Genomic DNA, 24,238 nt, shown 5'->3' with positions numbered 1-24,238 from the left:
CTCCAACGGGTCGTTGTCGGTAAAATCGAACGGTGTTAGATTTTCGTCAAGCGGTCTTTTGCAGGCAGTCTTTTGGAAGGGGTTTCAGCGTGAGCGGCGAGGCGACGGGACGAAAGCGTGGCCGCTATGCCGCGACCGATCTCAAGCGCGGCCTGATCGTCACGGCGGCGCGCAGCGTCTTCGAGCGCGACGGGCTCGACGGCGCCTCGCTGCGGGCGATCGCGGCCGAGGCCGGCTACACGCCGGCGGCGCTCTACTTTCATTTCGACTCGAAGGAGGCGCTTTATGCCGAGGTGCTGGGCCAGTCGCTTTCGGCGCTCGGAGCCTTCGTCGATGTCGCGGTCGCGGCAGCCGCGACCCCCGGGCAGCGCTTCTGCGCCGCGGCGCTCGCCTTCTTCGATTTCTATGCCGCCAATCCGCGCGATCTCGACCTCGGCTTCTACCTGTTCCGCGGCGGCATGCGCCCGCACGGCCTCGGCCGCGAGCGCGACCGGGCGCTGAACGAGGCGCTGGAGGCGAGCCTGGCGCCGATCCGCGAGGCCGCCCGCGAGCTCGGGGCGGCTGCGGAGCTTGCCGACTTGATCATGGCCGATGCCTTCGCCCATGCTTCCGGCGTGCTCCTGCTGGCGCATACGCGGCGCATCTTGATGTTCGGGACGCCGCCGCGCGCCTTGATGGAACGCCATGTCGAAACGGAGCTGGACCGGCTCCGGTCTGGGAGGTGATTCGATGAGCCTGATGGATGCCGGCCGCTCGCGCCTCGTCATCGTCGATTTCCAGGCACGGCTGATGCCGGCGATCCATGACGGGCCCCGCCTGGTCGCCAATGCCCGCCGGCTGGTCGACGCCGCCGGGCTGCTCGGCGTGCCGATCCTGATGACCGAGGAGAATCCGGCCGGGCTCGGTTCGACGGTCGGGGAGCTTGCCGGCGCGGGGCCGGTCATCGCCAAGATGAGCTTCGATTCCTGCTGCGCTGCGGGCTTCCTCGAAGCGATCGCCGGCGACGAGGAGCTGATCCTCTGCGGCTGCGAGGCGCATGTCTGCTTCGGCCAGACCGTGCTCTCGCTGCTGGCGCGCCAGCGCCGTGTCTTCGTGGTGCAGGACGCGGTCGGCGCGCGGGCGCCCGAGAGCAAGGAGGTGGCGCTGCGCCGCCTTGAACGCCATGGCGCCGAGATCGTCACCACCGAGATGGTGGTGTTCGAATGGCTGCGCACCGCCGAGCATCCGCAATTCCGCGCCGCCTCCAGGCTGATCAGGTGAGCCCAGTGACCAAGCCCGCCATCTGGTATTTCGACATCCTCTCGCCCTTCGCCCATCTGGCGCTGACCAGGCTCGAGCCGATCCGCGCGCTCCGGCCGGTGGTGCTGAGGCCGATCGTCTTCGGCGGGGTGCTCAAGGCCTGGGGCCAGCTCGGCCCGGCCGAGATCGCGCCGAAGCGCGTCCATACCTATCGCCTCGCGACGCATGTCGCGGCGGCCATGGGCGTGCCCTTCCGCTTCCCGCCGAGCCTTCCTTTCAATCCGCTGGCGATGCTGCGCCTGCTGACGGTGCTGGAGGGCGATGAGGCCGCGGTGCGCGAAGCCTTCCGCCTGGTCTGGGGCGAGGGGCGCGACGCCAATGATCCGCAGGTGCTGGGACTGGTCGCGATTGCCGGCGAGCAGCCGGGTGCGGTCGAGGCGATCGGCTACCAGAACGTCAAGGACAGCTTGCGCCAGGCGACGGAGGAGGCGGTCGCGGCCGGCATCTTCGGCGTGCCGAGCCTGCTGATCGACGGCGAGATCTTCTGGGGCGTCGATGCCATGGCGATGGCCCGCGACTATCTCGCCGCACCGGGCGACTTCCTCAATGGGGAAATGGCGCGCGTCTCGACCCTGCCTGTCGGCCTGCAAAGGCAGCTCTGAGGGAACCCGCTGCGGGCCGCCCTAGTTTCACGACGTTGTCGGTTTACGCCGAAGCTGGCGAAGCGGATGATCCGCGCGCCGACAACGAAAGGAGACGCCGATGCTGCGCCGTTCGTTCCTGAAATTCGGCCTTGCCGGTATCGCCGCCCCCAGCCTGATCCTGCGGGGCGCGCAGGCGACGGAGCAGCCGCGCCCGGGCAGCCCCTTCATCGTCACCTATTTCGACGTGCCCGAGATCAAGGGTTCGCGCGACGTCACCGATGCCGGGGACGGCACGCTCTGGGTCTGCGGCCAGCGCAACGGCACGCTCGGGCGCTTCGATCCGCGGACGCGTCAGGTCAAGGTGATCTCGCTCGGCGAGGGCGCCGCGCCGCATGGCGTGGTGCGCGGGCCCGATGGCGCCGCCTGGGTCACCGAGGGCGGCCAGAACGCCATCGCCCGCGTCGACGACAAGAGCCACAAGGTCGATCTGTTCGCACTGCCGCCGGGCCGCGAGCGCGCTAATCTCAACACGCCGGTCTTCGACAAAAAGGGCATCCTCTGGTTCACCGGCCAGAGCGGCATCATCGGCCGCCTTGATCCCAAGACCGGCAAGATGGAGGTCTTCGACGCCCCGCGCGGGCCGGGCGCCTATGGCATCACGCTGACGCCTTCGGGCGAGGTCTGGTACGCCTCGCTCGCCGGCAACCACATCGCCCGGATCGACACCGAGACGGCCTCCGTCACCGTGGTCGAGCCGCCGACGGCCGGGCAGGGTGCGCGCCGGGTCTGGTCCGATTCGAAGAACCGGATCTGGGTCAGCGAATGGAATTCCGGCCAGGTCTCGGCCTATGACACCGAGAGCGGCAGCTGGAAGGGCTGGAAGCTGCCGGGCGACAAGCCGCGCACCTATTCGGTCTATGTCGACGATGCCGACAAGGTCTGGCTGACCGATTTCGCCGCCAATGCCATCCTCCGCTTCGATCCGCTGACGGAAGACTTCAACAGCTTCCCGAGCGACAGGGCCGGCGCCAATGTCCGGCAGATGGACGGGCGCTCCGGCGAGGCTTGGGGCGGCGAGAGCGGCACCAACCGGCTGGTGCGCATCCAGACGGTGAAGCCGGCGTGAGGGCAAGGCTCGTCGCGCTGGCCATGTTCGTGCTGGCGGGCGGGTCGGGCGCGATGGCCGACGAGGCGAAGCGGGGGGAGGCGCTGTTCCAGAGTTGCCGGTCCTGCCACAGCCTCGATCCCGGCAGGCCGGGCATGGCCGGCCCGCCTCTCGACGGGCTCGCCGGCCGTCTTCTCGGTTCGGCCTGGGGTTTCGACTATTCGCCCGGCTTCAGGCAGGCGCGGGCGCAGGGCCTGCGCTGGGATGCGGAGCGGCTCGAGGCCTATCTCGCCGACCCCGATTCGATCGTTCCCGGCGGCTGGATGAGCCCGCCGGGAGGCCTGAGCGATGCCGATCGCGCGGCGATGGCGGTGTTTCTGCTCGAGCGATGACGGCGCCGCTCAGAGCGGCTTCCTGATCCATTTCGAGACCACGCCGAGGATGCCTTCGCGGAACAGCAGCACGCAGAGCACGAAGATCACGCCCTGGATCACCGTGACCCAGGCGCCGAAGGTCGCCAGGAAGTTCTGCATGGCGACGATCACGAAGGCGCCGACGATCGGGCCGAACACCGTGCCCATGCCGCCGACCAGCGTCATCAGCACGACCTCGCCCGACATCGTCCAGTAGACGTCGGTGAGCGAGGCGAGCTGGAAGACGATCGCCTTGGTCGCGCCGGCGAGGCCGGCCAGCGTGGCCGAGAGCACGAAGACGGCGAGCTTGTACTGGTTGGCGCGGTAGCCCAGCGAGATTGCGCGCGGTTCGTTGTCGCGGATCGCCTTGCAGACCTGGCCGAAGGGCGAATGGATGATCCGGTAGAAGGCGAGCAGGCCGCCCATGAAGATCAGCGCCACGACCCAGTACAGGGTCAGATCGTCGGCGAGGTCGACCAGGCCGAAGAGCTTGCCGCGCGGTACCGCCTGGATGCCGTCCTCGCCGCCGGTGAAGCCCGGCGTCTGCAGCGAGAAGAAGAACACCATCTGCGCCAGCGCCAGGGTGATCATGGCGAAGTAGATGCCTTGCCGGCGGATCGCCAGCGCGCCGAAGACGAGGCCGAGGATGGCAGCGACGCCGGTGCCGAGCAGGATCGCGAATTCCGGATTGAGGCCCCAGTACTTGGCGGTGTAGGCGCTGACATAGCTTGCCATGCCGAAATAGGCGGCGTGGCCGAAGGAAAGCAGGCCGCCATAGCCAAGCAGAAGATTGAAGGCGAGCGCGAACAGCGCAAAGCACAGCACCTTCATCACGAAGACCGGATAGGCGACGAAGGGCGCGATCGCCAGCGCGATCGCGATGCCGATGAAGAGGTTGCGGTGCAGGGTGCCGGTGCCGCGACTGGCCTCGTCGCTCGCCGGGGCGCCGGCGGCAGGCAGAACGTCAGCCATGGGCGGCTCCTTGGGGATGAAGCGGCTGCGAGGCCGTGAGGATGACAGGGGCGCGCATCAGGCCGTGCGCCCGAACAGGCCGGCCGGCTTCACCAGCAGCACCAGCACCATGACGATGAAGATCACGGTGGCGGAGGCTTCGGGGTAGAAGACCTTGGTCAGGCCCTCGACCAGCCCGAGCCCGAAGCCGGTGACGATGGCGCCCATGATCGAGCCCATGCCGCCGATGACGACGACGGCGAAGACGACGATGATCAGGTCGCCACCCATGTTCGGGTTGACCGAGTAGATCGGCGCCGCGAGCACGCCGGCGAACGCCGCCAGCGCCACGCCGAAGCCGTAGGTCAGCGTCACCAGCAGCGGCACGTTGATGCCGAAGGCCTGGGTCAGGGCCGGGTTCTCGGTGGCGGCGCGCAGATAGGCGCCGAGCCGGGTCTTCTCGATCAGGAACCAGGTGCCGAGGCAGACGATCAGCGAGGCGACGATCACCCAGCCGCGATAGGTCGGCAGGAACATGAAGCCGAGATTGTGCCCGCCCGCGAGCTGCGGCGGGATCTGGTAGGGCAGGCCCGACGAGCCGTAGTTGTTGCGGAACAGGCCCTGGATGATCAGCGCCAGGCCGAAGGTCAGCAGCAGGCCGTAGAGATGGTCGAGATGGGCGATGCGTTTGAGGAAAAGCCGCTCGATGATCACGCCCGAGACGCCGACGATGACCGGCGCCAGCAGCAGTGCGGCCCAGTAGTTGATGCCGAGATAGTTCAGGCACATCCAGGCGACGAAGGCGCCCATCATGTACTGCGCGCCATGGGTGAAGTTGATGATGTTGAGCAGGCCGAAGATCACCGCCAGCCCGAGGCTGAGGATGGCGTAGAACGAGCCGTTGATCAGGCCGAGCAGGAGCTGGCCGAACAGGGCTTGTGGCGGGATTCCGAGAAGCTCGAACATGGTTTGGCTGCGCTTATCTTAGATCGTGCTGTCGATACCCCGTCATCCCGGACGGAGCGAAGCGGAGATCCGGGATCCATGCCTGACGGATCATCGGAGAGGCTCAGGCATGGGTCCCGGGTCGCCCTGCGGGCGCCCGGGACGACGCTTCAGCCTCAAAGGCTCACTTCTTGACGAGCGGGCATTCGCTTTCGGAAAGCGGCTTGAAGGCGTCTTCGGCCTTCAGCACTGCGACCTGCTTGTAGTAGTCCCAGGGGGCCTTCGATTCCGACGGCTTCTTGACCTCGAACAGATACATGTTGTGCATCTTGCGGCCGTCGACGCGGACCGAGCCCTTGCCGAACAGCGGGTCGTCCGTCGGCATTTCCTTCATCTTGGCCATCACCGCGGTCGGATCCTTGCCCTTCGTCGCTTCGATCGCCTTGAGATAGTGCAGCAGGCCGGAATAGACGCCGGCCTGGACCATGGAGGGCTTCTTGCCGCCGTTGAGCTTGGCGAAGCGCTCCGACCAGGCGCGGGTCTGGTCGTTCAGATCCCAGTAGAAGGCTTCGGTCAGGACCAGCCCCTGCGCCGTCTGCAGGCCGAGCGCGTGCACGTCGGTGATGAAGACGAGCAGCCCGGCGAGCTTCTGCCCGCCCGCCACGATGCCGAACTCGCCCGCCTGCTTGATCGAGTTGATCGTGTCGCCGCCGGCATTGGCGAGGCCGATGACCTTGGCCTTCGACGCCTGGGCCTGCAGCAGGAAGGACGAGAAGTCCGTGCCCGGGAAGGGGGTGCGCACCGCGCCCAGCACCTTGCCGCCGGCCTTGGTGACGACGGCGCCGGTGTCGCGCTCGAGCGCATGGCCGAAGGCGTAGTCGGCGGTCAGGAAGAACCAGCTGTCGCCGCCGGCCTTGACCATGGCGCCGCCGGTGCCCTGGGCCAGTGCGTAGGTGTCGTAGGTCCAGTGGATCGTGTTCGGCGAGCAGGCCTTGCCGGTCAGGTCCGAGGAGGCCGCGCCCGAATTGATGAGGATCTTGTTCTTTTCCTTGGTGATCTGGTTCACCGCGAGCGCGACCGAGGAGGTCGGCACGTCGAGGATCGCGTCGACCCCGTCCTGATCATACCACTGCCGGGCGATGGTCGAGCCGACATCGGGCTTGTTCTGGTGGTCGGCCGAGACGATCTCGACCTTGATGCCCTTCTCGGCCGCCTTGAAATCCTCCACCGCCATGCGCGCGGCGATCACCGAGCCCTCGCCGGAAAGGTCGGCATAAAGGCCGGAGCGGTCGTTCATCACGCCGACCTTGACGCTGGTCTGGGCCTGCGCGACGCCCGCCGCCAGGGCGGCGAGGGCGGTTCCAAGAAGCAATGCTGTGATCTTCATGCCGTTCCTCCACTGTCTATTGTTGTTCTGGGCTGGTTCAGACGCCGAGATAGCCGTGTAGCTTGTCGATATTGGCGTCGAGCTCGGCGTTCGGGATCATGTCGATGACCTTGCCTTGCTCGACGATGTAATGGCGGTCGGCGACCGTCGCGGCGAAGCGGAAATTCTGCTCCACCAGGATGATGGTGAACCCCTCTCGCTTCAGTTTTGCGATGGTGGCGCCGATCTGGTCGATGATCACCGGCGCGAGCCCTTCCGTCGGCTCGTCGAGCAGGAGCAGGCGGGCGCCGGTGCGCAGGATGCGCCCGATCGCCAGCATCTGCTGCTCGCCGCCGGAGAGCTTGGTGCCCTGGCTCTTCAGCCGCTCCTTGATGTTGGGGAAGAGCTCGAAGATCTGCGCCACCGAGAGGCCGCCGGGCTTCACCTGCGGCGGCAGCATCAGGTTCTCCTCGACCGAGAGGGTCGAGTAGATGCCGCGTTCCTCGGGGACATAGCCGAGGCCGAGCCGGGCGATCGCGCGCGAAGGCAGCCCGATCGTCTCCTGGCCGCCGAACGAGACCGAGCCTTTGCGCTTGCCGATCACGCCCATGATCGACTTCAGGGTCGTCGTCTTGCCGGCGCCGTTGCGGCCGAGCAGCGTCACCACCTCGCCCTCGCCGACATCGAGGTCGATGCCGTGCAGCACATGGCTCTCGCCATACCAGGCCTCGAGCCCGTGGACGCGCAGCAGCGGCTTCACCCCGGCCTGGACCTGACGCTCCAGGGTCGCTTCAATGGCCATGGCCGACTCCCGAGCCGATATAGGCCTCGATCACGCGCGGATCCTTCGAGACCGTGGCGTAGTCGCCCTCGGCCAGCACCTGGCCGCGCGCCAGCACGGTGATGCGGTCCGACAGCGAGGCGACGACCGAGAGGTTGTGCTCGACCATCAGGATCGTGCGGTTCTGCGAGACCTTGCGGATCAGCGTTGCGATGCGCTCGATATCCTCGCGGCCCATGCCGGCCATCGGCTCGTCGAGCAGCAGCATCTCGGGGTCGAGCGCCAGGGTCGTGGCGATCTCGAGCGCGCGCTTGCGGCCGTAGGAGAGCTCGACCGCCGGCAGTTCGGCGAAGGCGGACAGGCCCACGGCCTCGACCAGCGCCAGCGCCTCGTCGTCCAGCGAGCGCAGCACGTCCTCCGAACGCCAGAAGTCGAAGCTGTCGCCGCGCTTGCGCTGCAGAGCGATGCGAACATTGTTCATCACGCTGAGCTGCGGGAACACCGCCGAGATCTGGAAGGAGCGCACCAGCCCCAGCCGCGCGATATCCGCCGGCCGCTGCCGCGTGATGTCACGCCCGTTATAGACGATCGAGCCGCGCGTCGGGGCGAGAAACTTGGTCAGCAGGTTGAAACAGGTCGTCTTGCCGGCGCCGTTCGGGCCGATCAGGGCGTGGATCGTGCCCCGCTTGACGCTGAGGTCTACTCCATTGACTGCGGTAAAGCCGGCGAATTCTTTCGTAAGACCCGACGTCGAGAGAATAATATCCTCAGACATACCACGCACACATGGCGACCACCCTGCTCATTCTTGCTTGTTTGTCCCCTGGCCGCATGCTGCACCGCGCATATCGCCCATGTCAACGGCGCGTGCGTGCAGGTAAGTCCATGCCATAAGCGTGAAGGGCCCGCGCTTAGACCAAAGGCGTAGGAGCCGCTTCCTTCAGGTTGCAAGCGCACCACGCGCTCGGCTAGTGCTGTGAGGGAAGGCAGTTCCAATCCGAGCGACAAAAGGCATCACGATGAAGAAGGTTTATCCGGATGCGGCGGCGGCTCTGGCCGGCGTCGTCAAGGACGGCATGACCATCATGGCCGGCGGCTTCGGCCTTTGCGGCATCCCGGAGACGCTGATCGCGGCGATCCGCGATTCCGGCGCCAAGAACCTGACCTTCATCTCGAACAATGCCGGCGTCGACGGGGCGGGGTTGGGCGTGCTGCTCGAGACCCGCCAGATCCGCAAGATGATCAGTTCCTATGTCGGCGAGAACAAGCTCTTCGCCCAGCAATACCTCGCCGGCGAGCTCGAGCTCGAATTCACCCCGCAGGGCACGCTGGCCGAGCGCATCCGCGCCGGCGGCGCCGGCATCCCGGCCTTCTTCACCAAGACCGGCGTCGGCACGCTGATCGCCGAGGGCAAGGAGGAGCGCGAGTTCGACGGCGAGCGCTACATCATGGAGCGCGGCCTCTTCGCCGACATCTCGATCGTCCACGCCTGGAAGGGCGATACCGAAGGCAACCTCGTCTACCGGAAGACGGCGCGCAACTTCAATCCGATGATGGCCTCGGCCTCGCGCTTCACCGTCGCCGAGGTCGAGCATCTCGTCCCGGCCGGCGAGATCGACCCCGACCAGATGCACACGCCCGGCATCTTCGTGAAGCGGATCGTGCATGTGCAAGATCCGGTCAAGCGCATCGAGCAGCGCACCACCCGCAAGCGCGCGGCCTGAGCCATGCGCCGGCCTTCGCCGTCATTGCGAGCGTAGCGAAGCGATCCAGGGGCGGCAGCGCTCCACGTCCTCCTGGATTGCCTCGTCGCTGCGCTCCTGACGAACGGGGCCGGACCGTTTGAACGCGAATTTGGAGAGAAACCATGGCCTGGACCCGTGAACAGATCGCCGCCCGTGCCGCCAAGGAGCTGCAGGACGGTTTTTACGTCAATCTCGGCATCGGCATCCCGACGCTCGTCTCGAACTACATCCCCGACGGCATGAGCGTGCAGCTCCAGTCGGAGAACGGCATGCTCGGCATGGGCCCGTTCCCTTACGAGGGCGACGAGGATCCCGATCTGATCAATGCCGGCAAGCAGACCATCACCGAGCTGCCGACGACGAGCTATTTCTCCTCGGCCGACTCGTTCGGCATGATCCGCGGCGGCCATATCGATCTCTCCATCCTCGGCGCCATGCAGGTCGCGGAGAACGGCGATCTCGCCAACTGGATGATCCCCGGCAAGGTGGTGAAGGGCATGGGCGGCGCCATGGACCTCGTCGCCGGCGTCAAGAAGGTCGTCGTGGTGATGGAGCATGTCGCCAGGAACAAGGACGGCTCGGAATCGCCGAAGCTGCTCAAGGCCTGCGACCTGCCGCTGACCGGCGCCGGCGTCGTCGACATGGTGATCACCGATCTCGGCGTCTTCAAGATCGACGAGAACGGCGGCGGCATGACCCTGATCGAGCTCGCCGAAGGCGTCAGCCTCGACGAGATCAAGGGCAAGACCGAAGCCGGCTTCAAGGTCGCGCTGTAGGCGAAGCGTAAACTACGACGAGAACCCGCGGGGAACCCCTCTCCTGTAAGGAGAGGGGCAGGGGTGAGGTGTAGGCCGTGCGACGTCCCGGCCGTGACCGGGCCGCTGCCTGCGTTCAGTTTTGCTGGTGTTCTGGCCGACCCCTCACCCAACCCTCTCCCTATGGGAGAGGGCTCCCGCGCTTGCTTGTCGAGGCCAGAGCACCTACCGACCCTTCTCCCAGCCCGCCCGCACCAGCTCCGGCACGTCGTGCTCCTCCTCCGGGAAGCCGACGCAGAGATAGCCGATCAGCTTCCACTGCGGCGGCGCGCCGGCGATGCGCCGGACCTCCTCGGGATCGAGGATCGAGACCCAGCCGACGCCGACGCCATGGGCGCGCGCCGCGAGCCAGAACTGCGTGATCGCGGCGACGACCGAATAGTCCAGCATCTCCGGCATGGTGCGCTGGCCGAGCCCGTGGCCCTGCGCCGTGCCATGGTCGCAGAACACCGCGAACTGCTCCGGCGCCTCGCGCAGGCCTTCCAGCTTCAGCGTGGCGTAGAGCCGGGCCTGCTCGCCCTCGTAATCGGCCAGCGCCTGCGCATTGCAGGCGGAAAAGCTCGCCTGGACCGCGGCGCGCTGCCCCGGATCGCGCAGCCGCAGCCAGCGCCAGGGCTGCGAATGGCCGACCGAGGGCGAGAGCTGCATCAGCTCGATGAGCTTCGCCAGCAGCGCTTCCGGCAGGGCTTCCGTCCGGAAGCGGCGGACATCGCGGCGCCAGGCCAGCAACTCGCCGAGCTTTTCCGTGAAGGCGTCGTCAAAGGCGGGTGGCATGGGCCCGACTCCGCTTCTCAGCCCTCATCCTGAGGAGCGGGCGCAGCCCGCATCTCGAAGGATGTTCCAGTGCGCGCTGAAAGCATCCTTCGAGACGCCGCTGCGCGGCTCCTCAGGATGAGGGTTGTGGATGCGACCGGCCGCGTCACGCTTCCTCCCGTACCGCGATCGCGTGGAAGAAAGACCCGGTGACCAGGCCGCGCCGGCTGCCTGCGGCGGTCGGCGCCGAGCCATGCGGGTCGCTGACCATGGCGAGCGGCGGATCCTCGCCCTGCGAGACGATGCTGGCATAGTGGAATTCGTGCCCGTTGAGACGCTGGCCGGCCGGGCCGAGCGGGCCGTCGACTTCGAGCACGGCATTGCGATAGCCGAGATTCATCTTGCGCTTGGCAAAGCTGGTCTCGACCGAGAGCAGGCCGGCCATGGCGTGATGGACGCCTTCGGCATCGGTCAGGCCCTTGCCGAGCACCATGTAGCCGCCGCACTCGCCATGGACGGGCCGCGTTTGCGCGAAAGTGCACAGGCCTGCCAGGAAACGCGAGGCGGCAGCGATCCGGCCGGCGTGAAGCTCGGGATAGCCGCCGGGCAGCCAGCAGGCGTCGCAGCTCTCCGGCGGCGGCTCGTCGGCCAGCGGCGAGAACGGCAGAAGCTCGGCGCCCTGGTCGCGCCAGCCGGCTTCGACATGCGGGTAGACGAAGCTGAAGGCGGCGTCGCGGGCGATGGCGATGCGCTTTCCGGGCGCGGGCAGGGCAGGTCCGGCCTTGGCCGATACCGGCAAGGTCGTCGCCGTCGCCGCCGAGATGACCATATCGAGATCGACGGCAGCGGCGATCGCTTCCGCCAGCGCGTCGAGCCTGGCATGCAGGTCGGCCGTCTCGCCGGCCTGCACCAGTCCGAGATGGCGCTCGGGCAGGATCAGGCTGGCCTCGCGCGGCAGCGCGCCGAAGACCGGCAGGCCGACCTTCTCCATGCCGGCTGCGGCCAGACGCCGATGCCGCTCGCTCGCGACCTTGTTGAGGATGACCCCGGCGATCCTGATGCGCGGATCGTAGAGCATGCAGCCGAGTGCGACCGCGCCGGCCGATTGCGCCTGCCCCGAGACGTCGACGACGAGCACGACCGGCCAGCCGAGCAGGGCGGCGATGTCGGCGCTGGCGCCGGTATGGCCCTCCGCGCCCGGCACGCCGTCGAACAGCCCCATCGAGCCTTCGGCGACGATGATCTCCGCCGCCTCGGCGGCCGCGCCGGCGATGCCGGCGAGCAGCGCGTCCGGCATGGCATAGCTGTCGAGATTGGCACTGGGCGCGCCGGTGGCGGCGGCGTGGAAGGCGGGGTCGATATAGTCCGGCCCGCATTTCAGCCCGCGCACGCCAAGCCCGCGCCGGACCAGCGCGCGTTGGAGACCCAATGTGATCGTGGTCTTGCCGGAGCCGGAGCGCGGCGCCGCGATGAGGATTCCGCGGGCTGTCATGAGCGCCGCTCCCCGTCATTGCGAGGAGGTGCAGCCGACGAAGCAATCCAGGGGCCGTGCAGCGTGCCCCCCTTGATTTCTTCGCTCCGCTCGCAATGACGATTCGCCATCAGATACCTCCGCCCGGCCGGAAGCGGCGGTCGTAGCCGGCGGAATAGAGCGCGCTCTCGCCGAAATCTTCCGAGCCGAGCGCCGGGCCGACCAGGACCAGCGCCGTGCGCTCCAGCGCAGCAGCGCGCACCTCGGCCGCGATGCCCGCAAGTGTGCCGCGCAGCACGCGTTCGTCCGGCCAGGAGGCGCGGAACACCACGGCGACCGGGCAGTCGGTGCCATAGTGAGGCGCCAGCTCCGCCGCGACCTGCTCGATCACATGGATCGAGAGATGGATGGCTAGCGTCGCGCCGGAGGCGGCAAACGTCGCGAGCCTCTCCTTCTCCGGCATCGCCGAGGCGCGCCCCGAGGTCCGCGTCAGCACCAGCGACTGCGCCACGCCGGGCAAGGTCAGCTCGCGCTTGAGCAGCGCTGCGGCGGCCGCGAAGGCTGGCACGCCGGGCGTCACCTCATAGGGGATGCCGAGCGCCTCGAGCCGGCGCATCTGTTCGCCGACCGCGCTCCAGATCGAAATGTCGCCGGAATGCAGCCGGGCGACGTCCTTGCCTTCGGCATGAGCCCTCTCGATTTCCGCGATGATCGCGTCGAGGTCGAGCGGGGCGGTGTCGATGATGCGCGCGCCCGCCGGGCACCAGCCCAGCATCGCCTGCGGGATCAGCGAGCCGGCATAGAGGCAGACGGGCGCAGCCGCGATCAGGTCGCGCCCACGCAGGGTGATCAGATCGGGCGCGCCGGGGCCGGCGCCGATGAAATGCACGGTCATGAAGAGCTCTCGCCCGTTTCGGCGCCGCGTGCGAGCGCGCAGGTGACGCGGGCGGTGGCGATGCGCGGCTGCACCAGCACGGCGCCCGGTCCTGCCGCGGCGAGGGCCGCCGCCTCGGCCACCGAGCCGACGCCGTAAAGTCCGGCGATCCGGGTCGAGCGCGTGGCGCAGGCGGCTTCAAAGCCTGCTAGCGCCTCGTCGGGAATGGCGACGAGCGCCACATTCAGGGCGGTCGCCAGTTCGGCAAGGCCCGGCTCATCGAAGCGGCTCGCCAGCGTCGCGATGCGCGTCGGAGCCTCGGCGAGTCCAGCCTGCGCCAGCGCATCGTCGAGGCAGGCGCGGATATCCTGCGTGCTCGTGCCGGGACGCAGACCGATTCCGGCGATCAGCGTGCCCGTCATGGGTACACACCACCACTGGACAATACCGTGCCGTCATCCTGGACAAGCCGCGGAGCGGCGCAGCTCCGGGATCCATCGTAGGGCTCCGGTGCCTTACGATGGCTCCCGGGACTTCGCTGCGCGAAGCCCAGGATGACGGCGTGGGTGAGATAGGTGTCGCGCGAAGTCACGGCTTCACCACCCGCCATTGCGTCACCGCCATCGCGGCGCGCCAGCCATGCAGGCTGCCGATCGGGTCGAGATGGGCGATGCCGATCCGGCGCAGGTTTCCGCCATGCTGGGCAAAGAGTGCCGCGAGCCTGGCCTCGCCCTCGATCGTCACCGCATTGGCGACCAGGCGGCCGCGCGGCTTCAACGCGGCGAAGGCGGCCTCGGCCACGCCGGGATCGGTGAGCCCGCCGCCGATGAAGACCGCATCCGGCGTTGCCTTGCCGGCAAAGCTTTCCGGCGCCTTGCCCTCGACGATCTCGAGCGGCGGCGCGCCCAGCGCCAGCCGGTTGCGGCCGAGGCGCGCTGCCCGCTCTGGCTGTTCCTCGAAGGCGAGGGCGCGGTTATGACGATGGCGCAGGCACCATTCGATGCCGATCGAGCCGGCGCCGGCGCCGACATCCCAGAGCAGCTCGCCGGCGCGTGGCGCCAGTGCCGAGAGCGTGATGGCGCGGATATCGGCCTTGGTCAGCTGGCCGTCATGCTCGAACCATTCGTCGGGAAGGCCGTTGGCGAGCGGCAGGACGCGGGCCTCAGTGCCGGCTGCGACGCTGACCGCCAGCATGTTGAGCGGCACGATCCCGTCGAGCGCGAAATCCTCGGCGCGCGCCTCGCGAATGCGCTCCTTCGGGCCGCCCAGCGCTTCCAGCACGGTGATCGAGCTCTCGCCGAAGCCGCGCTCCGCGAGCAGCCGCGCCACTGCGGCCGGGGTCGATTCGTCCCAGGACAGGGCGAGCACGCGCGCACCGGGCTGCAGATGCGGGATGATCCTTTGCAGCGACCGCCCGTGCAGCGAGACCAGGGCGCATTCCTCCTGCGGCCAGCGCATCCGGGTACAAGCCATCGAGAAGGCTGACAATTGCGGGATCACCCGCATTTCCTCGGGCGCCACCGCCTTGGTCAGGCCGGCGCCGATGCCGTAATGGAACGGATCGCTGGTCGCGAGGACACAGACCGGCCGGCCACGCTCCGCCAGGATCGCCGGCAGCGCATTTCGGAAGGGTTGAGGCCAGGCCCGGGCCTCGCCGGGGACGTTTCCGATCAGCGCCAGATGGCGCTCGCCGCCGAAAACGACCTCGGCCTGCTCCAATGCTGCCCGTGCCGCTTCGCATAATCCGGCGCGCCCATCCTCGCCGAGACCGACCAGGGAGAGCCAGGGACCGGTCGGCCCCGTGCTCGACAGTTCATGGGTTTCAGGCGAAAACTGATTCATGACGGTCCTCATTCTTGGCGGCACGAGCGAAGCGGCTGCGCTTGACCAGCTCCTGGCTGAACAGGCGCCCGAGATTCGCGCCGTGATCTCCCTTGCCGGCCACACTTCCGACCCGCGGCCGATGTCGCTGCCGAGCCGCATCGGCGGCTTCGGCGGCATTGCCGGCCTGCGCCAGTACCTCGTCGAGGAGGGCGTGGTCGCGGTCATCGACGCGACCCATCCCTTCGCCGCCATCATGCCCTACCATGCCGAAGCAGCCTGCAAGGCGGAGGGCGTGCCGCTGCTGGCGATCCGGCGCGACAGCTGGAAGCCGCAGGCCGGCGACCGCTGGCGCAGCGTGCCCGACATCGCCGCTGCCGTCGAGGCGCTGGGGGAGACGCCGCAGCACGTCTTCCTGACCATCGGCCGGCTCGAATTGCCGCATTTCTTCGCCGCGCCGCAGCACCGCTACCTGATCCGCGTCATCGAGCCCGTCGGCGAGCTGCCGCTGCCGCACGCCAAGGTCCTGCAGCAGCGCGGTCCCTTCGAGGCCGAGGCCGAGGAAAGGCTGATGCACCGGGAGGGTACGCAGATCCTGGTCAGCAAGAATGCCGGCGGTCCGATGACTCTCGGCAAGCTCGTCGCCGCACGCCGGCTCGGCCTGCCGGTGGTCATGGTCGAGCGGCCGCCCAAGCCCGATGTCGAGAACGTCGCCCATATCGATCAGGTCCTGCCCTGGCTGGTGGCGCAGGGGCTCTTCGTCACCGAGCGCGGCGTATAGACGAACGGCGCCTGGCCCGCGCGCGCGATCAGGCGCGTGCCGCTCGCCCCGATCAGCACGAGGGTCGCCATGTCGGCGCTGCTTGCCGCTTCGGCTGCTTCCGCCAGCGAAAGGATGCGCAGCGCCTCGTCGGCCCGGCCGATGGCGCGCGCGAAGATCACCGGCGTCTCCGGCGCCCGGACCTCGAGCGCCAGTTCCAGCGCCTTGCCGAGCTGCCAGGGCCGCGCCTTCGAGATCGGGTTGTAGAGGGCGATCACGAAATCGGCCCGCAGCACCGCTTCGAGCCGGGCGGTGACGACCTCCCAGGGCTTGAGGTTGTCGGAGAGCGAGAGCGCGCAGAAATCGCCGCCGAGCGGCGCGCCGGCGGCCGCTGCCGCCGCCAGCATGGCGGTGATGCCGGGCTCGACCGTGATCGAAAGCGCCCGCCAGCCCGGCTCGCCCGCCTCCAGAGCCTCGAACACGGCTGCCGCCATGGCGAAGACGCCGGGATCGCCGCCCGAGACCACGGCGACGCACTTTCCCGAGGCAGCGAGCTCCAGCGCGTGCCGGGCGCGCTCGATCTCGACGCGGTTGTCGCTGGCATGCTTGGTCTGCCCGGCCTGCGCCGGGATGCGGTCGAGATAGGGGCCGTAGCCGACGAGATCGGTCGCCGCTGCGAGCGCCGCCTGCGCCGAGGGCGTCAGGTAGCGCGCCTCGCCCGGTCCCAGGCCGACGATGGCAAGCGAGCCGGTCACAGCCGCCGCCCTTCGCCGGGCACCAGGATCATCGAGAAATACGGCGCCTCGTCGTCGCCCTTCTCGGCCAGCCTGACGACGCACTGATCGGCCATGGTGGCGCGCTCGACATAGATCGCGCGCTCGATCAGCCCGGCTGCCTGCAAGGCTCGCCTGACCTTGGGCAGGTTGCGGCCGAGCTTCATGATCACCGCCGCGTCGGTATCGGTGAGCCGGCGCGTCAGCTCGCCCTCGGTGAGCGTGCCCGGCAGGACGGTCATGACATCGTCGCCCCAGGTGATCGGCGCGTCCGCCCTTGTCCAGGCGCCGGCCATGCCGGTGACGCCCGGCACCACCTCGGTCGGGAAACGCTGGGCGAGGCGCCGCCACAGATGCATGAACGAGCCGTAGAAGAACGGGTCGCCGTCGCAGAGCACGGCGATGCTGCGGCCGGCCGCCATCTCGCCGGCGAGCTGTTCGGCCGCCGCATCGTAGAAGGCGGCGATCGGTCCGGTATAGCCTTCGTCCTCGACCGGCACCTCGGTCGTCACCGGAAAGGCGAGCTCGATCTCGCGGGCGGCATCGGGCGCGATGATCGCGTCGGCCGTGACGCGGGCATTGCCGCGCCGGCCGCGCTTGCAGAAATGCACCAGCCGGTCGGCGCGCAGGATGATGTCGCGGGCGCGCACCGTCATATAGTCCGGGTCGCCGGGCCCGAGGCCGACGCCGTAGAGCAGGGTGCGGGGTGCCTGGTCGCTCACCCTCTCACTCCTTCGCCTGCGCCAGCGCGTTGACGGCCGCTGCCGCCATCGCCGAACCGCCGCGCCGCCCGTGCACGGCGAGGAACGGCACGCGCCCGTCCTCGGCCAGCGCCGCCTTCGATTCGGCCGCGCCGACGAAGCCGACCGGGATGCCGATCACCGCGGCCGGCTTCGGCGCGCCTTCGTCGAGCATGTCGAGCAGGCGAAACAGCGAGGTCGGCGCATTGCCGATGACGACGAGGGCGCCGGCAAGGCGGGGACGCCACAACTCCATCGCCGCGGCCGAGCGGGTCGTGCCCATCTCCTGCGCCAGGCTCGGTACGGCCGGATCGCCGAGCGTGCAGATCACCTCGTTCCCGGCAGGCAGGCGAGCGCGGGTGACGCCGTCGGCGACCATGCGCGCATCGCACAGGATCGGCGCGCCGGCAGCGAGCGCGGCTTCCGCCTTCGCCGCGAAATCCGGCGAAATCGCCACGTCCTTCGGCAGGTCGGTCATGCCGCAGGCATGGATCATCCGCACCACGACGCGCTCGGACGTGCCGGAAAAGCGCGACAGCTCGGCCTCGGCCCGGATGATGGCGAAGGAGCGCTCATAGATCGCGGCTCCGTCGCGGAGATAGGCGTGACGCGTGTTCAAACTTTCATTCCCGGTGGCGATGCGCTGCGTCGAGCCGCGCGCGGATGTCCTGACCCGGTTCGAGCCGGCGCACAAGCTCCGCCAGCGGCAGATGCGCGATCGGCAGGTCGCGGGTGCCCCCAGCGAGGATGACGTCATAGCCTGCTTCGCTCCCGACCAGGGTGAGGTCGGCGAGGCCGGGCCGGGCGCAGGATTTCGCGCAGCCGGAGACATGCAGCGTCAGCCCGTTCGCCAGCGATGGCGCCAGAACCTCCGCGAGGGCCGCCGCATCGGCGAGCGTCGGGGCCTGTGCGCGTTCACAGGCGGGTGCCCCGACGCAGGCCGAGACGGCGAGGCGCGGGTCGTGCGCCTCGATCACGAGGCCGTCCCGCGCCAGTGTTGCGTGGAGCGCCTCCGCATCCATGCGCGACAGCCCGCAGAAGCCGAAGCCGCGCCAGGGCGAGAGCCGGATCTGGTCGACCGCGAAGCGCTGCGCCAGGGCGGCGAGACGGCCTAGCCCTTGGGCGTCGCTGCGGCCGAGGGCTAAGCCGGCGAGCACGGCGAAGCGGCCGCCCCGCTCGGCGACGATGCCGACAGGGGCGGGCTTTGGCCGGGCTGCGGGCGCCGGCATGGCTGCAAGCCCGCAGGCGGCGGCGAGCGAAGTCAGCGCCGCCGCATCGAGATCGCGCATGCGGCGGATCGCATCGGGCCGCTTGCGGTTTTCGGCTGCGAATCCGGCGAGCAGGCCGGCGGCTGTCCGAGCGGCGGTGGCAGGCGCGACCGGCCCGAACCAGAGGTCGCCCGGCAGGCCGAAAGCGACGGCATCCGCCGCAACGGCGCGCAGCCTCAGATCGGCGGCGAACCCGTCGAGCGCCAGCGCGCCGCCGCCATCGACCGCGATCGAGAACTTCGCCGGCAGCCCGGCGATACGGCGGCCTTCGCGCTCGACCGCTTGCGTCAGCAACGCGGCGTCGAGCAGGTCGTCCCTGGCGCGGCCGGCGAGCGGCGAGGCGAGCGTTAGGCGGTGCGGCCCGTCGCCTTCCGCCTCGTCGACCAGCCCGGCGGCGAGCAGTTCCTCGACCAGTTCCGGGTGCGTCTCCTCGCGCACGCCGCGGAACTGGAGGTTACCGCGCCCGGAGACCTCGACCTGGCCGTTGCCACACCGGTCGGCGAGTTCGGCGACGAGCGCGAGCTGTGCCGGCGAAAGCGTGCCGCGCGGCGGATGCAGGCGCACCAGCCAGCCATCTCCGGTCTGCATCGGCCGCAAGGTGCCGGGGCACCAGCCGCGCCGCATCGCCTCGGTGGCGGGGGCGTTCACTCCGCCGCCTCGGGCGCGGCGGCGAGAAGCGCCGTCGAGTTCAGCCGGCTCTGCCACAACCCGCGCTTCTGTGCCTCGGCGAGACGCGCGCGGATCGAGGCGGCGGCCGGCGCATTGGCCTGCTCGAGCGCCTGCCAGGTTGCCGCATTGCCGCAATAGGCCTGGAAAACCGCATCGAACAGCGCGTCCGAGACGGCGTCGGTGCTTGCGGCATAGACGAAGAGCGCGTCGACCGCTTCGGCGAGTTCGCCGGCGCCACGCCAGCCATGGGCGAGATGGCTTTCGATCCATTGCGGGTGGCAGAGCCGGCCATGGACGATGCGCGAGACGTCCTCGGCCAGCGTCCGGGCCCTGGGCTTTTCCGGATCGGAACTGTCGAGGCTGTAGAGCGCGGCCTTGCCGCCCAGCGTCTGCATCGCCGCGACGAAGCCGCCGATCACGTCGGCGGCGCTCGTCGCCTCGAGGATGTCGCGCCCGGCGGTGTCGCTGACATGGACGAAGGCGTCGGCCCGCGCGACCTGGGATGCAAAGCCGCGATCGGCGGCGCCGGCCGCCTCCGCGCCGCCATAGGCATGGCTGGTGGCGGCGAGATAGGCGGCGCCGAGCTCGTCGCGGGACTGCCATTGCCCGTCGAGCGCCCGGTCGGCCATGGCGGCGCCATAGCGGCCGGGTGCGGCGCCGAAGATCCGCGCCCCGGCCTCACCGCGCCGTCGTGCGGCAGCCGGCTCGTTCCATTCATCCGGCTCGTCGAGCGCCGCCACCGCCCGCGCCGCACCGTCGAGCAACGCGATCTGCGCCGGAAAGGTGTCGCGGAAGGCGCCGGAAATCCGGATCGTCACATCGAGACGCGGCTGGGCGAGCTTCGCCTGCGGCACGATCGCAAAGCCGGTGACGCGGGTCGAGCCATGGTCCCAGACCGGCAGGGCGCCCATCAGGTGCAGCGCATGGGCAATGTCCTCGCCACCCGAGCGCAAGGTCGGCGAGGCCCAGAGATCCATGACGATGCGGCGGGGATAGTCGCCCTGGTCCTGCAGATGGCGGGCGATGACGGACTGCGCGGCGCCTGCGCCGAGCCGGGCTGCGGCGCGGGTTGGTACGGCGCGCGGATCGAGCGTCGAAAGGTTGCGGCCCGTCGGCAGCACGTCGGGCCGGCCGCGATGCGGCGCACCGGCGGGGCCGGGCGGCACGAAGCGCGCGTCGAGCGCCGCGAGCAGGTTCCGGCGCTCGTTCGCGGCCGAGGCTGGATCGACCGGCGACTGCCCGAAGACGTGCAGCCCGTCGCGGAACTGGGTCTCGGCGAGGTCGCAGAGATGGGCATCGAGGGCGGCGAGCGCGCTCGGCATGTCCTGGTCGGCGGTTACGCCGCAGGCTGCTGCGAGCCCGCTCGCCTGCGCCCGGTCGAGGATTTCGCGCGCGACGATGCCTGCACGGCGCGGATCGAGCAGCTGCGCCTGCGAATATTCCTCGACGAGGTCGCGCAGCAGGGCCGCTTCGCCAGCTGCTTCATGTGCGGCCAGCGGCGGCGGCAGATGGCCGAGCGTCAGCGCCGAGAGCCGGCGCTTGGCCGGCGCCGCCTCGCCCGGATCGTCGACCACATAGGGGTAGATCACCGGCAGGGCGCCGATCGTGAGGCGCGGCCAGCAGGAAGCCGAGAGCGCCACCGCCTTGCCCGGCAGCCATTCGGTGGTGCCATGCGTGCCGAGATGGATCAGCGCGTCGATGCGGAGAACTTCGCGCAGGCCGAGATAGAAGGCGAGATAGGCGTGGCCGGGAGGTGCGTCGGGGTCGTGATAGCGCGCCTTGCGGTCCGGGGCGGCGTCGCGCGGCGGCTGCAGGGCGATGGTGAGCTTGCCCCATTGCACGGCGCGGAAGCGGAAGGCCCCGCCGTCGCAGGTCGGGTCGTCCTCCGGCGCGCCATGGCCGGCGAGGAGGGCCGCGCGAGCACTTTCGGGGATGGTCGCGAGCCAGTTGCGATAGGCCGAGAGCGGGACCGCGAAATCGGCGGGGCCGCTGGTCAGGGCACTCATGAGCGCAGAACTCGTCTCGTCATTGCGAGGAGGCGCAGCCGACGAAGCAATCCAGGGGCGGCAGAGCTCTACGTCCCCTTGGGTTGCTTCGCTGCGCTCGCAATGACGATCCATCGCAACATCGTATCCCGCGTCACCTAGCAACTCCCGGATCGCCAGCGCGCTGGCCGGCGTATCCAGCCCCACGGCGAAGCCGGCACGGCCGCCGCGGGCCGGGTAGTCGGACATCACCAAAGCAAGCCGGCGCTCCGCCGGCGGCCTGGCGCCGAGCGCGATCCAGTTGGCGGCGAGGTCGGCCAGCGCGACGACGCCTTCCGCATCGGGCGCGAGGCGGCGCAGCGTCAGGCCGGTCGCCGGGTCGAGCGTCTCCTCCTTGAAGGCGACGGGAACTGCCCCGAGGCGCCCGTCGAATTCCGGCAGCGCCGCCTGCATGGCAAGGTCGGCGGCGGAGAGCCCGCGCGGCGAGGCTTCCCAGGCCTCGCGCGCGCTGCCGACAGGCACCGCCTGCAGGATCGGGCAGTCGGCCGCGTCGAGCACGAAGCCGGCGCCGTCGCGGGCCGAGAAGGCGGTGGTGCTGACGATCAGCGCCGGCTTGCGTGCCGCGATCAGCGCCGCGAGTTCGACCGCGACGGCCGGGTCCTTGAGGCTGGTCAGCGCCAGCGGCAGTGCCGCGAGGCCCCGCACCGACATGGCGGCGGTGATCGCCTCGATCATGGCGGTGTCGCCGGCGCTGACGCCGGAGCGATAGGCGAGGATCGGCACCAGCGGAGCGTCGGCAGGCAGGGCGGCGAGCGCGTCCCGCCAGGGCAGGGGGGTGGCGTCCGGTCCGAGGGCGAAGAGGGTGGGGAGTGGGATTGGAGCGAGGTCGCGCCGGCCCTCATCCCCCTGCCGGGACCTTCTCCCCCGAGGGGAGAAGGGGGCTGCCGCAGCCGTCTCGACCTTCTCCCCTTGGGGGAGAAGGTGGCCCGGCGTAGCCGGGTCGGATGAGGGAAGTGCCGCGAAACGGCTCTCAATCCGCCCCAGCAGCCGGCGCATGTTCTCTGCCCCGCCGCCGGCATGGAAATAGCCGAGCAGTTCCGTAGCGAACGCCGACGCCACGGTGCCGTAGCCGGCCAGCCGCTCATCCGGCCGGTCGTCGCCCGGCAGCACCGCGAGCCCGACACCCTCGCGCCGGCAGGCTTCGGCGATCTGCTCGACGCCGTAGCGGAAATAGTCGAGCCCGCCGAGGCAGCGCAGCAGCACGAAGTGGGATTGCGAGATCGTCTTCTCGATCAGCAGGTCGACCGAGAGCGGATGCCTCAGCCGCCGCAGCGGCACGAGGCGAATGGTGAGCGCTTCGCCGTCATGCTCGCCCTTGTGGCGAGCATCCACGTCTCGAACACCGCCTTCGCTGGAGGAAGACGTGGATGGTCGGGACAAGGGCGAGCATGACGGGGAGGGCGTCGCCGCTTTCCGGGCCGCCGCCGCCAGCGCCGAGAGATCGCTGTCGGCGAAGGACAGCACCACGATGTCTCCCGGCGGCAAGGCGAGGTCGATGGCGTCCGCGCCGTCGTCGAGCCTCACCTCGCTGGTCGGGAGAAGGTGCATCGCATCATCCTGCCAGCGCCGCCTCCACGGCGGCGCGGTCGAAGCCCTTCAGCCCGATCACCACGAGCCTGCCGTCGCGCGGCTCGTCGGCGCCCCAGGCCCGGTCGTAATGGTGGCCGACGCGGCGGCCGACACCCTGGACGACGAGCCGCATCCGCTTGCCGGGGATGCCGGCGAAGCCTTTCAGCCGGAGCACACCCTCGGCCTCCGCCGCCTTGGCGACGCGGGCGACCAACTCCTCCGGCGAAGCGGCCTGCGGCAGCGGCAGCGCAACGCTGTCGAAGTCGTCATGGTCGTGGTCCTCGCCCTCGCCATGATGCGAGGGGCGCCCCGCAAGGTCGGCCTCGGCGGCGGCGCCAAGCCCGATGATCAGGGCCGGCTCGACCTTGCCATGGGCGGTCTCGACCACCTTGATCGCCTTGGGCAGGTGCTGCGCGATCTCGGCCTTGACCCGCTCGCGGCCGGCGGCGTCGAGGATGTCGCTCTTGTTGAGCAGGATCAGGTCGGCGCAGAGGATCTGGTCCTCGAACACCTCCTCCAGCGGGTTGTCGTGGTCGACGGAACTGTCCTGCGCCGCCTGGGCCTTCAGCGCTTCCGGATCGTCGGCGAACTGGCCCTCGGCCACCGCCGGTCCGTCGACCACGGCGATGACGCCGTCGACGGTGACTCTGCTGCGGATCGCCGGCCAGTTGAACGCCTGGACCAGCGGCTTCGGCAAGGCCAGGCCCGAGGTCTCGATCAGGATGTGCTGCGGCGGGTTCGGTCGGCTCAGCAGCTTCTCCAGCGCCGGCACGAAATCATCGGCGACGGTGCAGCAGATGCAGCCATTCGGCAGCTCGACGATGTCCTCCTCGGAGCAGCCTTCGATGCCGCAGCCGGCGATGAAGGAGCCGTCGAAGCCGAGATCGCCGAACTCGTTGACCAGCACGGCGAGGCGCTTGCCGCCGGCATTCTCGAGCAGATGGCGGACGAGCGTGGTCTTCCCGGCGCCGAGGAAGCCGGTGATGATTGTGCACGGCACTTTGCCGAGCGTCGTGTCCTGCGGAGCGTTCATTCGTTCAATCCTTGCTGACGCGGCAATGGCGGCACGCGCGCGACCACGCCCTTACGGAACGAGGCGGGTCTTTCTTTCCAGGGAACGATGCCGTTGGCGCTGGCCGCGAAGCTTTCGGCCGCGCCGACGATCTCGTCGAGATGGGTTTCGGTATCCAGGTCGCCGATCAGATAGGTCCATTTGCCGTCGGCGGCCAAGGCGATGGTGCAGGGCCGCTTGCAGACGGCCAGGCATTCGACCGGAACGACGGCGATGTCGCCGCCGGCCATGCGCTCGCTGAGCGCCGCCGCCAGCGCGATGCCGGGCTGATCGTAGCCTTCCGGCAGGTCTTCGCGCTGGCGCCGGCAGGCGGTGCAGACATGGATGGTGCAGCCTTGCTCCGGCCGGGCTGCGGTCGTCATGGCGAGATCGCCCTCGAGCATCAAACGCCTCCTTGGATTGGCGCGGCCATCGCTGGC

At 69.4% G+C, this 24,238-nt stretch carries 25 protein-coding genes; 8 read left to right on the top strand and 17 right to left on the bottom strand.

Annotated elements, in window-relative coordinates; genetic code table 11:
* The first annotated feature begins 89 nt into the window (after positions 1–89).
* The 5 genes from V6M56_RS17635 to V6M56_RS17615 all read left to right on the top strand — a co-directional run bounded on the left by V6M56_RS17635 (position 90) and on the right by V6M56_RS17615 (position 3,380).
* Complete coding sequence (locus V6M56_RS17635; protein WP_332685466.1) at positions 90–725, top strand: TetR/AcrR family transcriptional regulator; 636 nt, start codon at positions 90–92, stop codon at positions 723–725.
* A gap of 4 nt (positions 726–729) precedes the next feature.
* Complete coding sequence (locus tag V6M56_RS17630) at positions 730–1,260, top strand: isochorismatase family protein (RefSeq protein WP_332685465.1); 531 nt, start codon at positions 730–732, stop codon at positions 1,258–1,260.
* 5 nt (positions 1,261–1,265) lie between these two features.
* A complete protein-coding gene (locus V6M56_RS17625; protein WP_332685464.1) occupies positions 1,266–1,901 on the top strand; it encodes a 2-hydroxychromene-2-carboxylate isomerase in 636 nt (211 codons plus the stop codon).
* A 100-nt stretch (positions 1,902–2,001) separates the two neighbouring features.
* The gene (locus tag V6M56_RS17620) at positions 2,002–3,009 is read left to right on the top strand and encodes a Vgb family protein (RefSeq protein ID WP_332685463.1); all 1,008 of its coding nucleotides are present in this window, start codon (positions 2,002–2,004) and stop codon (positions 3,007–3,009) included.
* Positions 3,006–3,380 (top strand): c-type cytochrome, encoded by a 375-nt coding sequence (locus V6M56_RS17615; RefSeq protein WP_332685462.1) that lies wholly within the window; start codon positions 3,006–3,008, stop codon positions 3,378–3,380. The genes V6M56_RS17620 and V6M56_RS17615 overlap by 4 nt, the downstream gene beginning before the upstream one ends.
* A gap of 9 nt (positions 3,381–3,389) precedes the next feature.
* On the opposite strand, the gene V6M56_RS17610 is transcribed toward V6M56_RS17615, so the two are convergent.
* The 5 genes from V6M56_RS17610 to V6M56_RS17590 form a co-directional block, all read right to left on the bottom strand.
* Positions 3,390–4,373 (bottom strand): branched-chain amino acid ABC transporter permease, encoded by a 984-nt coding sequence (locus V6M56_RS17610; protein WP_332685461.1) that lies wholly within the window; start codon positions 4,371–4,373, stop codon positions 3,390–3,392.
* A gap of 57 nt (positions 4,374–4,430) precedes the next feature.
* Complete coding sequence (locus V6M56_RS17605; protein WP_332685460.1) at positions 4,431–5,318, bottom strand: branched-chain amino acid ABC transporter permease; 888 nt, start codon at positions 5,316–5,318, stop codon at positions 4,431–4,433.
* Between the two features lie 163 nt (positions 5,319–5,481).
* A complete protein-coding gene (locus tag V6M56_RS17600) occupies positions 5,482–6,684 on the bottom strand; it encodes an ABC transporter substrate-binding protein (RefSeq protein WP_332685459.1) in 1,203 nt (400 codons plus the stop codon).
* A gap of 37 nt (positions 6,685–6,721) precedes the next feature.
* Complete coding sequence (locus V6M56_RS17595) at positions 6,722–7,465, bottom strand: ABC transporter ATP-binding protein (protein WP_332685458.1); 744 nt, start codon at positions 7,463–7,465, stop codon at positions 6,722–6,724.
* Complete coding sequence (locus V6M56_RS17590; RefSeq protein WP_332685457.1) at positions 7,455–8,219, bottom strand: ABC transporter ATP-binding protein; 765 nt, start codon at positions 8,217–8,219, stop codon at positions 7,455–7,457. The genes V6M56_RS17595 and V6M56_RS17590 overlap by 11 nt, the downstream gene beginning before the upstream one ends.
* Before the next feature lie 244 nt (positions 8,220–8,463).
* Between V6M56_RS17590 and V6M56_RS17585 the strand changes: the two genes are divergently transcribed.
* Positions 8,464–9,168 carry a CoA transferase subunit A gene (locus V6M56_RS17585; protein WP_332685456.1) on the top strand — a complete coding sequence of 235 codons (705 nt, stop codon included), beginning with the start codon at positions 8,464–8,466 and terminating at the stop codon, positions 9,166–9,168.
* Between the two features lie 143 nt (positions 9,169–9,311).
* Positions 9,312–9,965, top strand: a complete 654-nt coding sequence (locus V6M56_RS17580; RefSeq protein ID WP_332685455.1) for a 3-oxoacid CoA-transferase subunit B — start codon at positions 9,312–9,314, stop codon at positions 9,963–9,965.
* Positions 9,966–10,169: 204 nt separating this feature from the next.
* Here the strand turns inward: V6M56_RS17580 and bluB are convergent, their stop codons facing one another.
* The 5 genes from bluB to cbiE all read right to left on the bottom strand — a co-directional run bounded on the left by bluB (position 10,170) and on the right by cbiE (position 14,944).
* A complete protein-coding gene (gene bluB / locus V6M56_RS17575; RefSeq protein WP_332685454.1) occupies positions 10,170–10,778 on the bottom strand; it encodes a 5,6-dimethylbenzimidazole synthase in 609 nt (202 codons plus the stop codon).
* 145 nt (positions 10,779–10,923) lie between these two features.
* On the bottom strand, positions 10,924–12,249 hold the full coding sequence (locus V6M56_RS17570) for a cobyrinate a,c-diamide synthase (RefSeq protein WP_332685453.1): 1,326 nt from the start codon (positions 12,247–12,249) through the stop codon (positions 10,924–10,926).
* Between the two features lie 109 nt (positions 12,250–12,358).
* Positions 12,359–13,123, bottom strand: coding sequence for a precorrin-4 C(11)-methyltransferase (cobM, locus tag V6M56_RS17565; RefSeq protein ID WP_332685452.1), 765 nt, complete (start codon positions 13,121–13,123; stop codon positions 12,359–12,361).
* On the bottom strand, positions 13,120–13,524 hold the full coding sequence (locus V6M56_RS17560; protein WP_332685451.1) for a cobalamin biosynthesis protein: 405 nt from the start codon (positions 13,522–13,524) through the stop codon (positions 13,120–13,122). Before V6M56_RS17560 ends, cobM begins: the two co-directional genes overlap by 4 nt.
* Positions 13,525–13,690: 166 nt before the next feature.
* Positions 13,691–14,944 (bottom strand): precorrin-6y C5,15-methyltransferase (decarboxylating) subunit CbiE, encoded by a 1,254-nt coding sequence (cbiE, locus tag V6M56_RS17555; RefSeq protein ID WP_332685450.1) that lies wholly within the window; start codon positions 14,942–14,944, stop codon positions 13,691–13,693.
* Here cbiE and V6M56_RS17550 point away from each other — a divergent pair.
* On the top strand, positions 14,943–15,704 hold the full coding sequence (locus V6M56_RS17550; RefSeq protein WP_332685449.1) for a cobalt-precorrin-6A reductase: 762 nt from the start codon (positions 14,943–14,945) through the stop codon (positions 15,702–15,704). The two genes, cbiE and V6M56_RS17550, sit on opposite strands and share 2 nt — an antisense overlap.
* Here the strand turns inward: V6M56_RS17550 and cobJ are convergent.
* Genes cobJ through V6M56_RS17515 form a run of 7 tightly spaced genes read right to left on the bottom strand, consistent with a single transcriptional unit; the run spans position 15,647 to position 24,202 of the window.
* The gene (gene cobJ, locus V6M56_RS17545; RefSeq protein WP_332685448.1) at positions 15,647–16,438 is read right to left on the bottom strand and encodes a precorrin-3B C(17)-methyltransferase; all 792 of its coding nucleotides are present in this window, start codon (positions 16,436–16,438) and stop codon (positions 15,647–15,649) included. The two genes, V6M56_RS17550 and cobJ, sit on opposite strands and share 58 nt — an antisense overlap.
* On the bottom strand, positions 16,435–17,178 hold the full coding sequence (locus V6M56_RS17540; protein WP_332685447.1) for a precorrin-2 C(20)-methyltransferase: 744 nt from the start codon (positions 17,176–17,178) through the stop codon (positions 16,435–16,437). Before V6M56_RS17540 ends, cobJ begins: the two co-directional genes overlap by 4 nt.
* 4 nt (positions 17,179–17,182) lie before the next feature.
* Positions 17,183–17,815, bottom strand: coding sequence for a precorrin-8X methylmutase (locus V6M56_RS17535; RefSeq protein WP_332685446.1), 633 nt, complete (start codon positions 17,813–17,815; stop codon positions 17,183–17,185).
* A gap of 4 nt (positions 17,816–17,819) precedes the next feature.
* Positions 17,820–19,112, bottom strand: a complete 1,293-nt coding sequence (gene cobG, locus V6M56_RS17530) for a precorrin-3B synthase (RefSeq protein WP_332685445.1) — start codon at positions 19,110–19,112, stop codon at positions 17,820–17,822.
* Positions 19,109–22,726: a cobaltochelatase subunit CobN gene (cobN, locus tag V6M56_RS17525; protein WP_332685444.1), complete on the bottom strand. Its 3,618-nt coding sequence runs from the start codon at positions 22,724–22,726 to the stop codon at positions 19,109–19,111. Before cobN ends, cobG begins: the two co-directional genes overlap by 4 nt.
* Positions 22,727–22,730: 4 nt before the next feature.
* The gene (cobW, locus tag V6M56_RS17520; protein WP_332685443.1) at positions 22,731–23,780 is read right to left on the bottom strand and encodes a cobalamin biosynthesis protein CobW; all 1,050 of its coding nucleotides are present in this window, start codon (positions 23,778–23,780) and stop codon (positions 22,731–22,733) included.
* Positions 23,777–24,202 (bottom strand): DUF1636 domain-containing protein, encoded by a 426-nt coding sequence (locus V6M56_RS17515; RefSeq protein ID WP_332685442.1) that lies wholly within the window; start codon positions 24,200–24,202, stop codon positions 23,777–23,779. The genes cobW and V6M56_RS17515 overlap by 4 nt, the downstream gene beginning before the upstream one ends.
* Between the last annotated feature and the right edge of the window lie 36 nt (positions 24,203–24,238).

This window comes from Allobosea sp. (genome assembly GCF_036675845.1).
GTDB lineage: Bacteria > Pseudomonadota > Alphaproteobacteria > Rhizobiales > Beijerinckiaceae > Allobosea.
The sequence above is the reverse complement of the archived record's forward strand: the minus strand, read 5'-3'. Positions and strand labels throughout refer to the sequence as shown.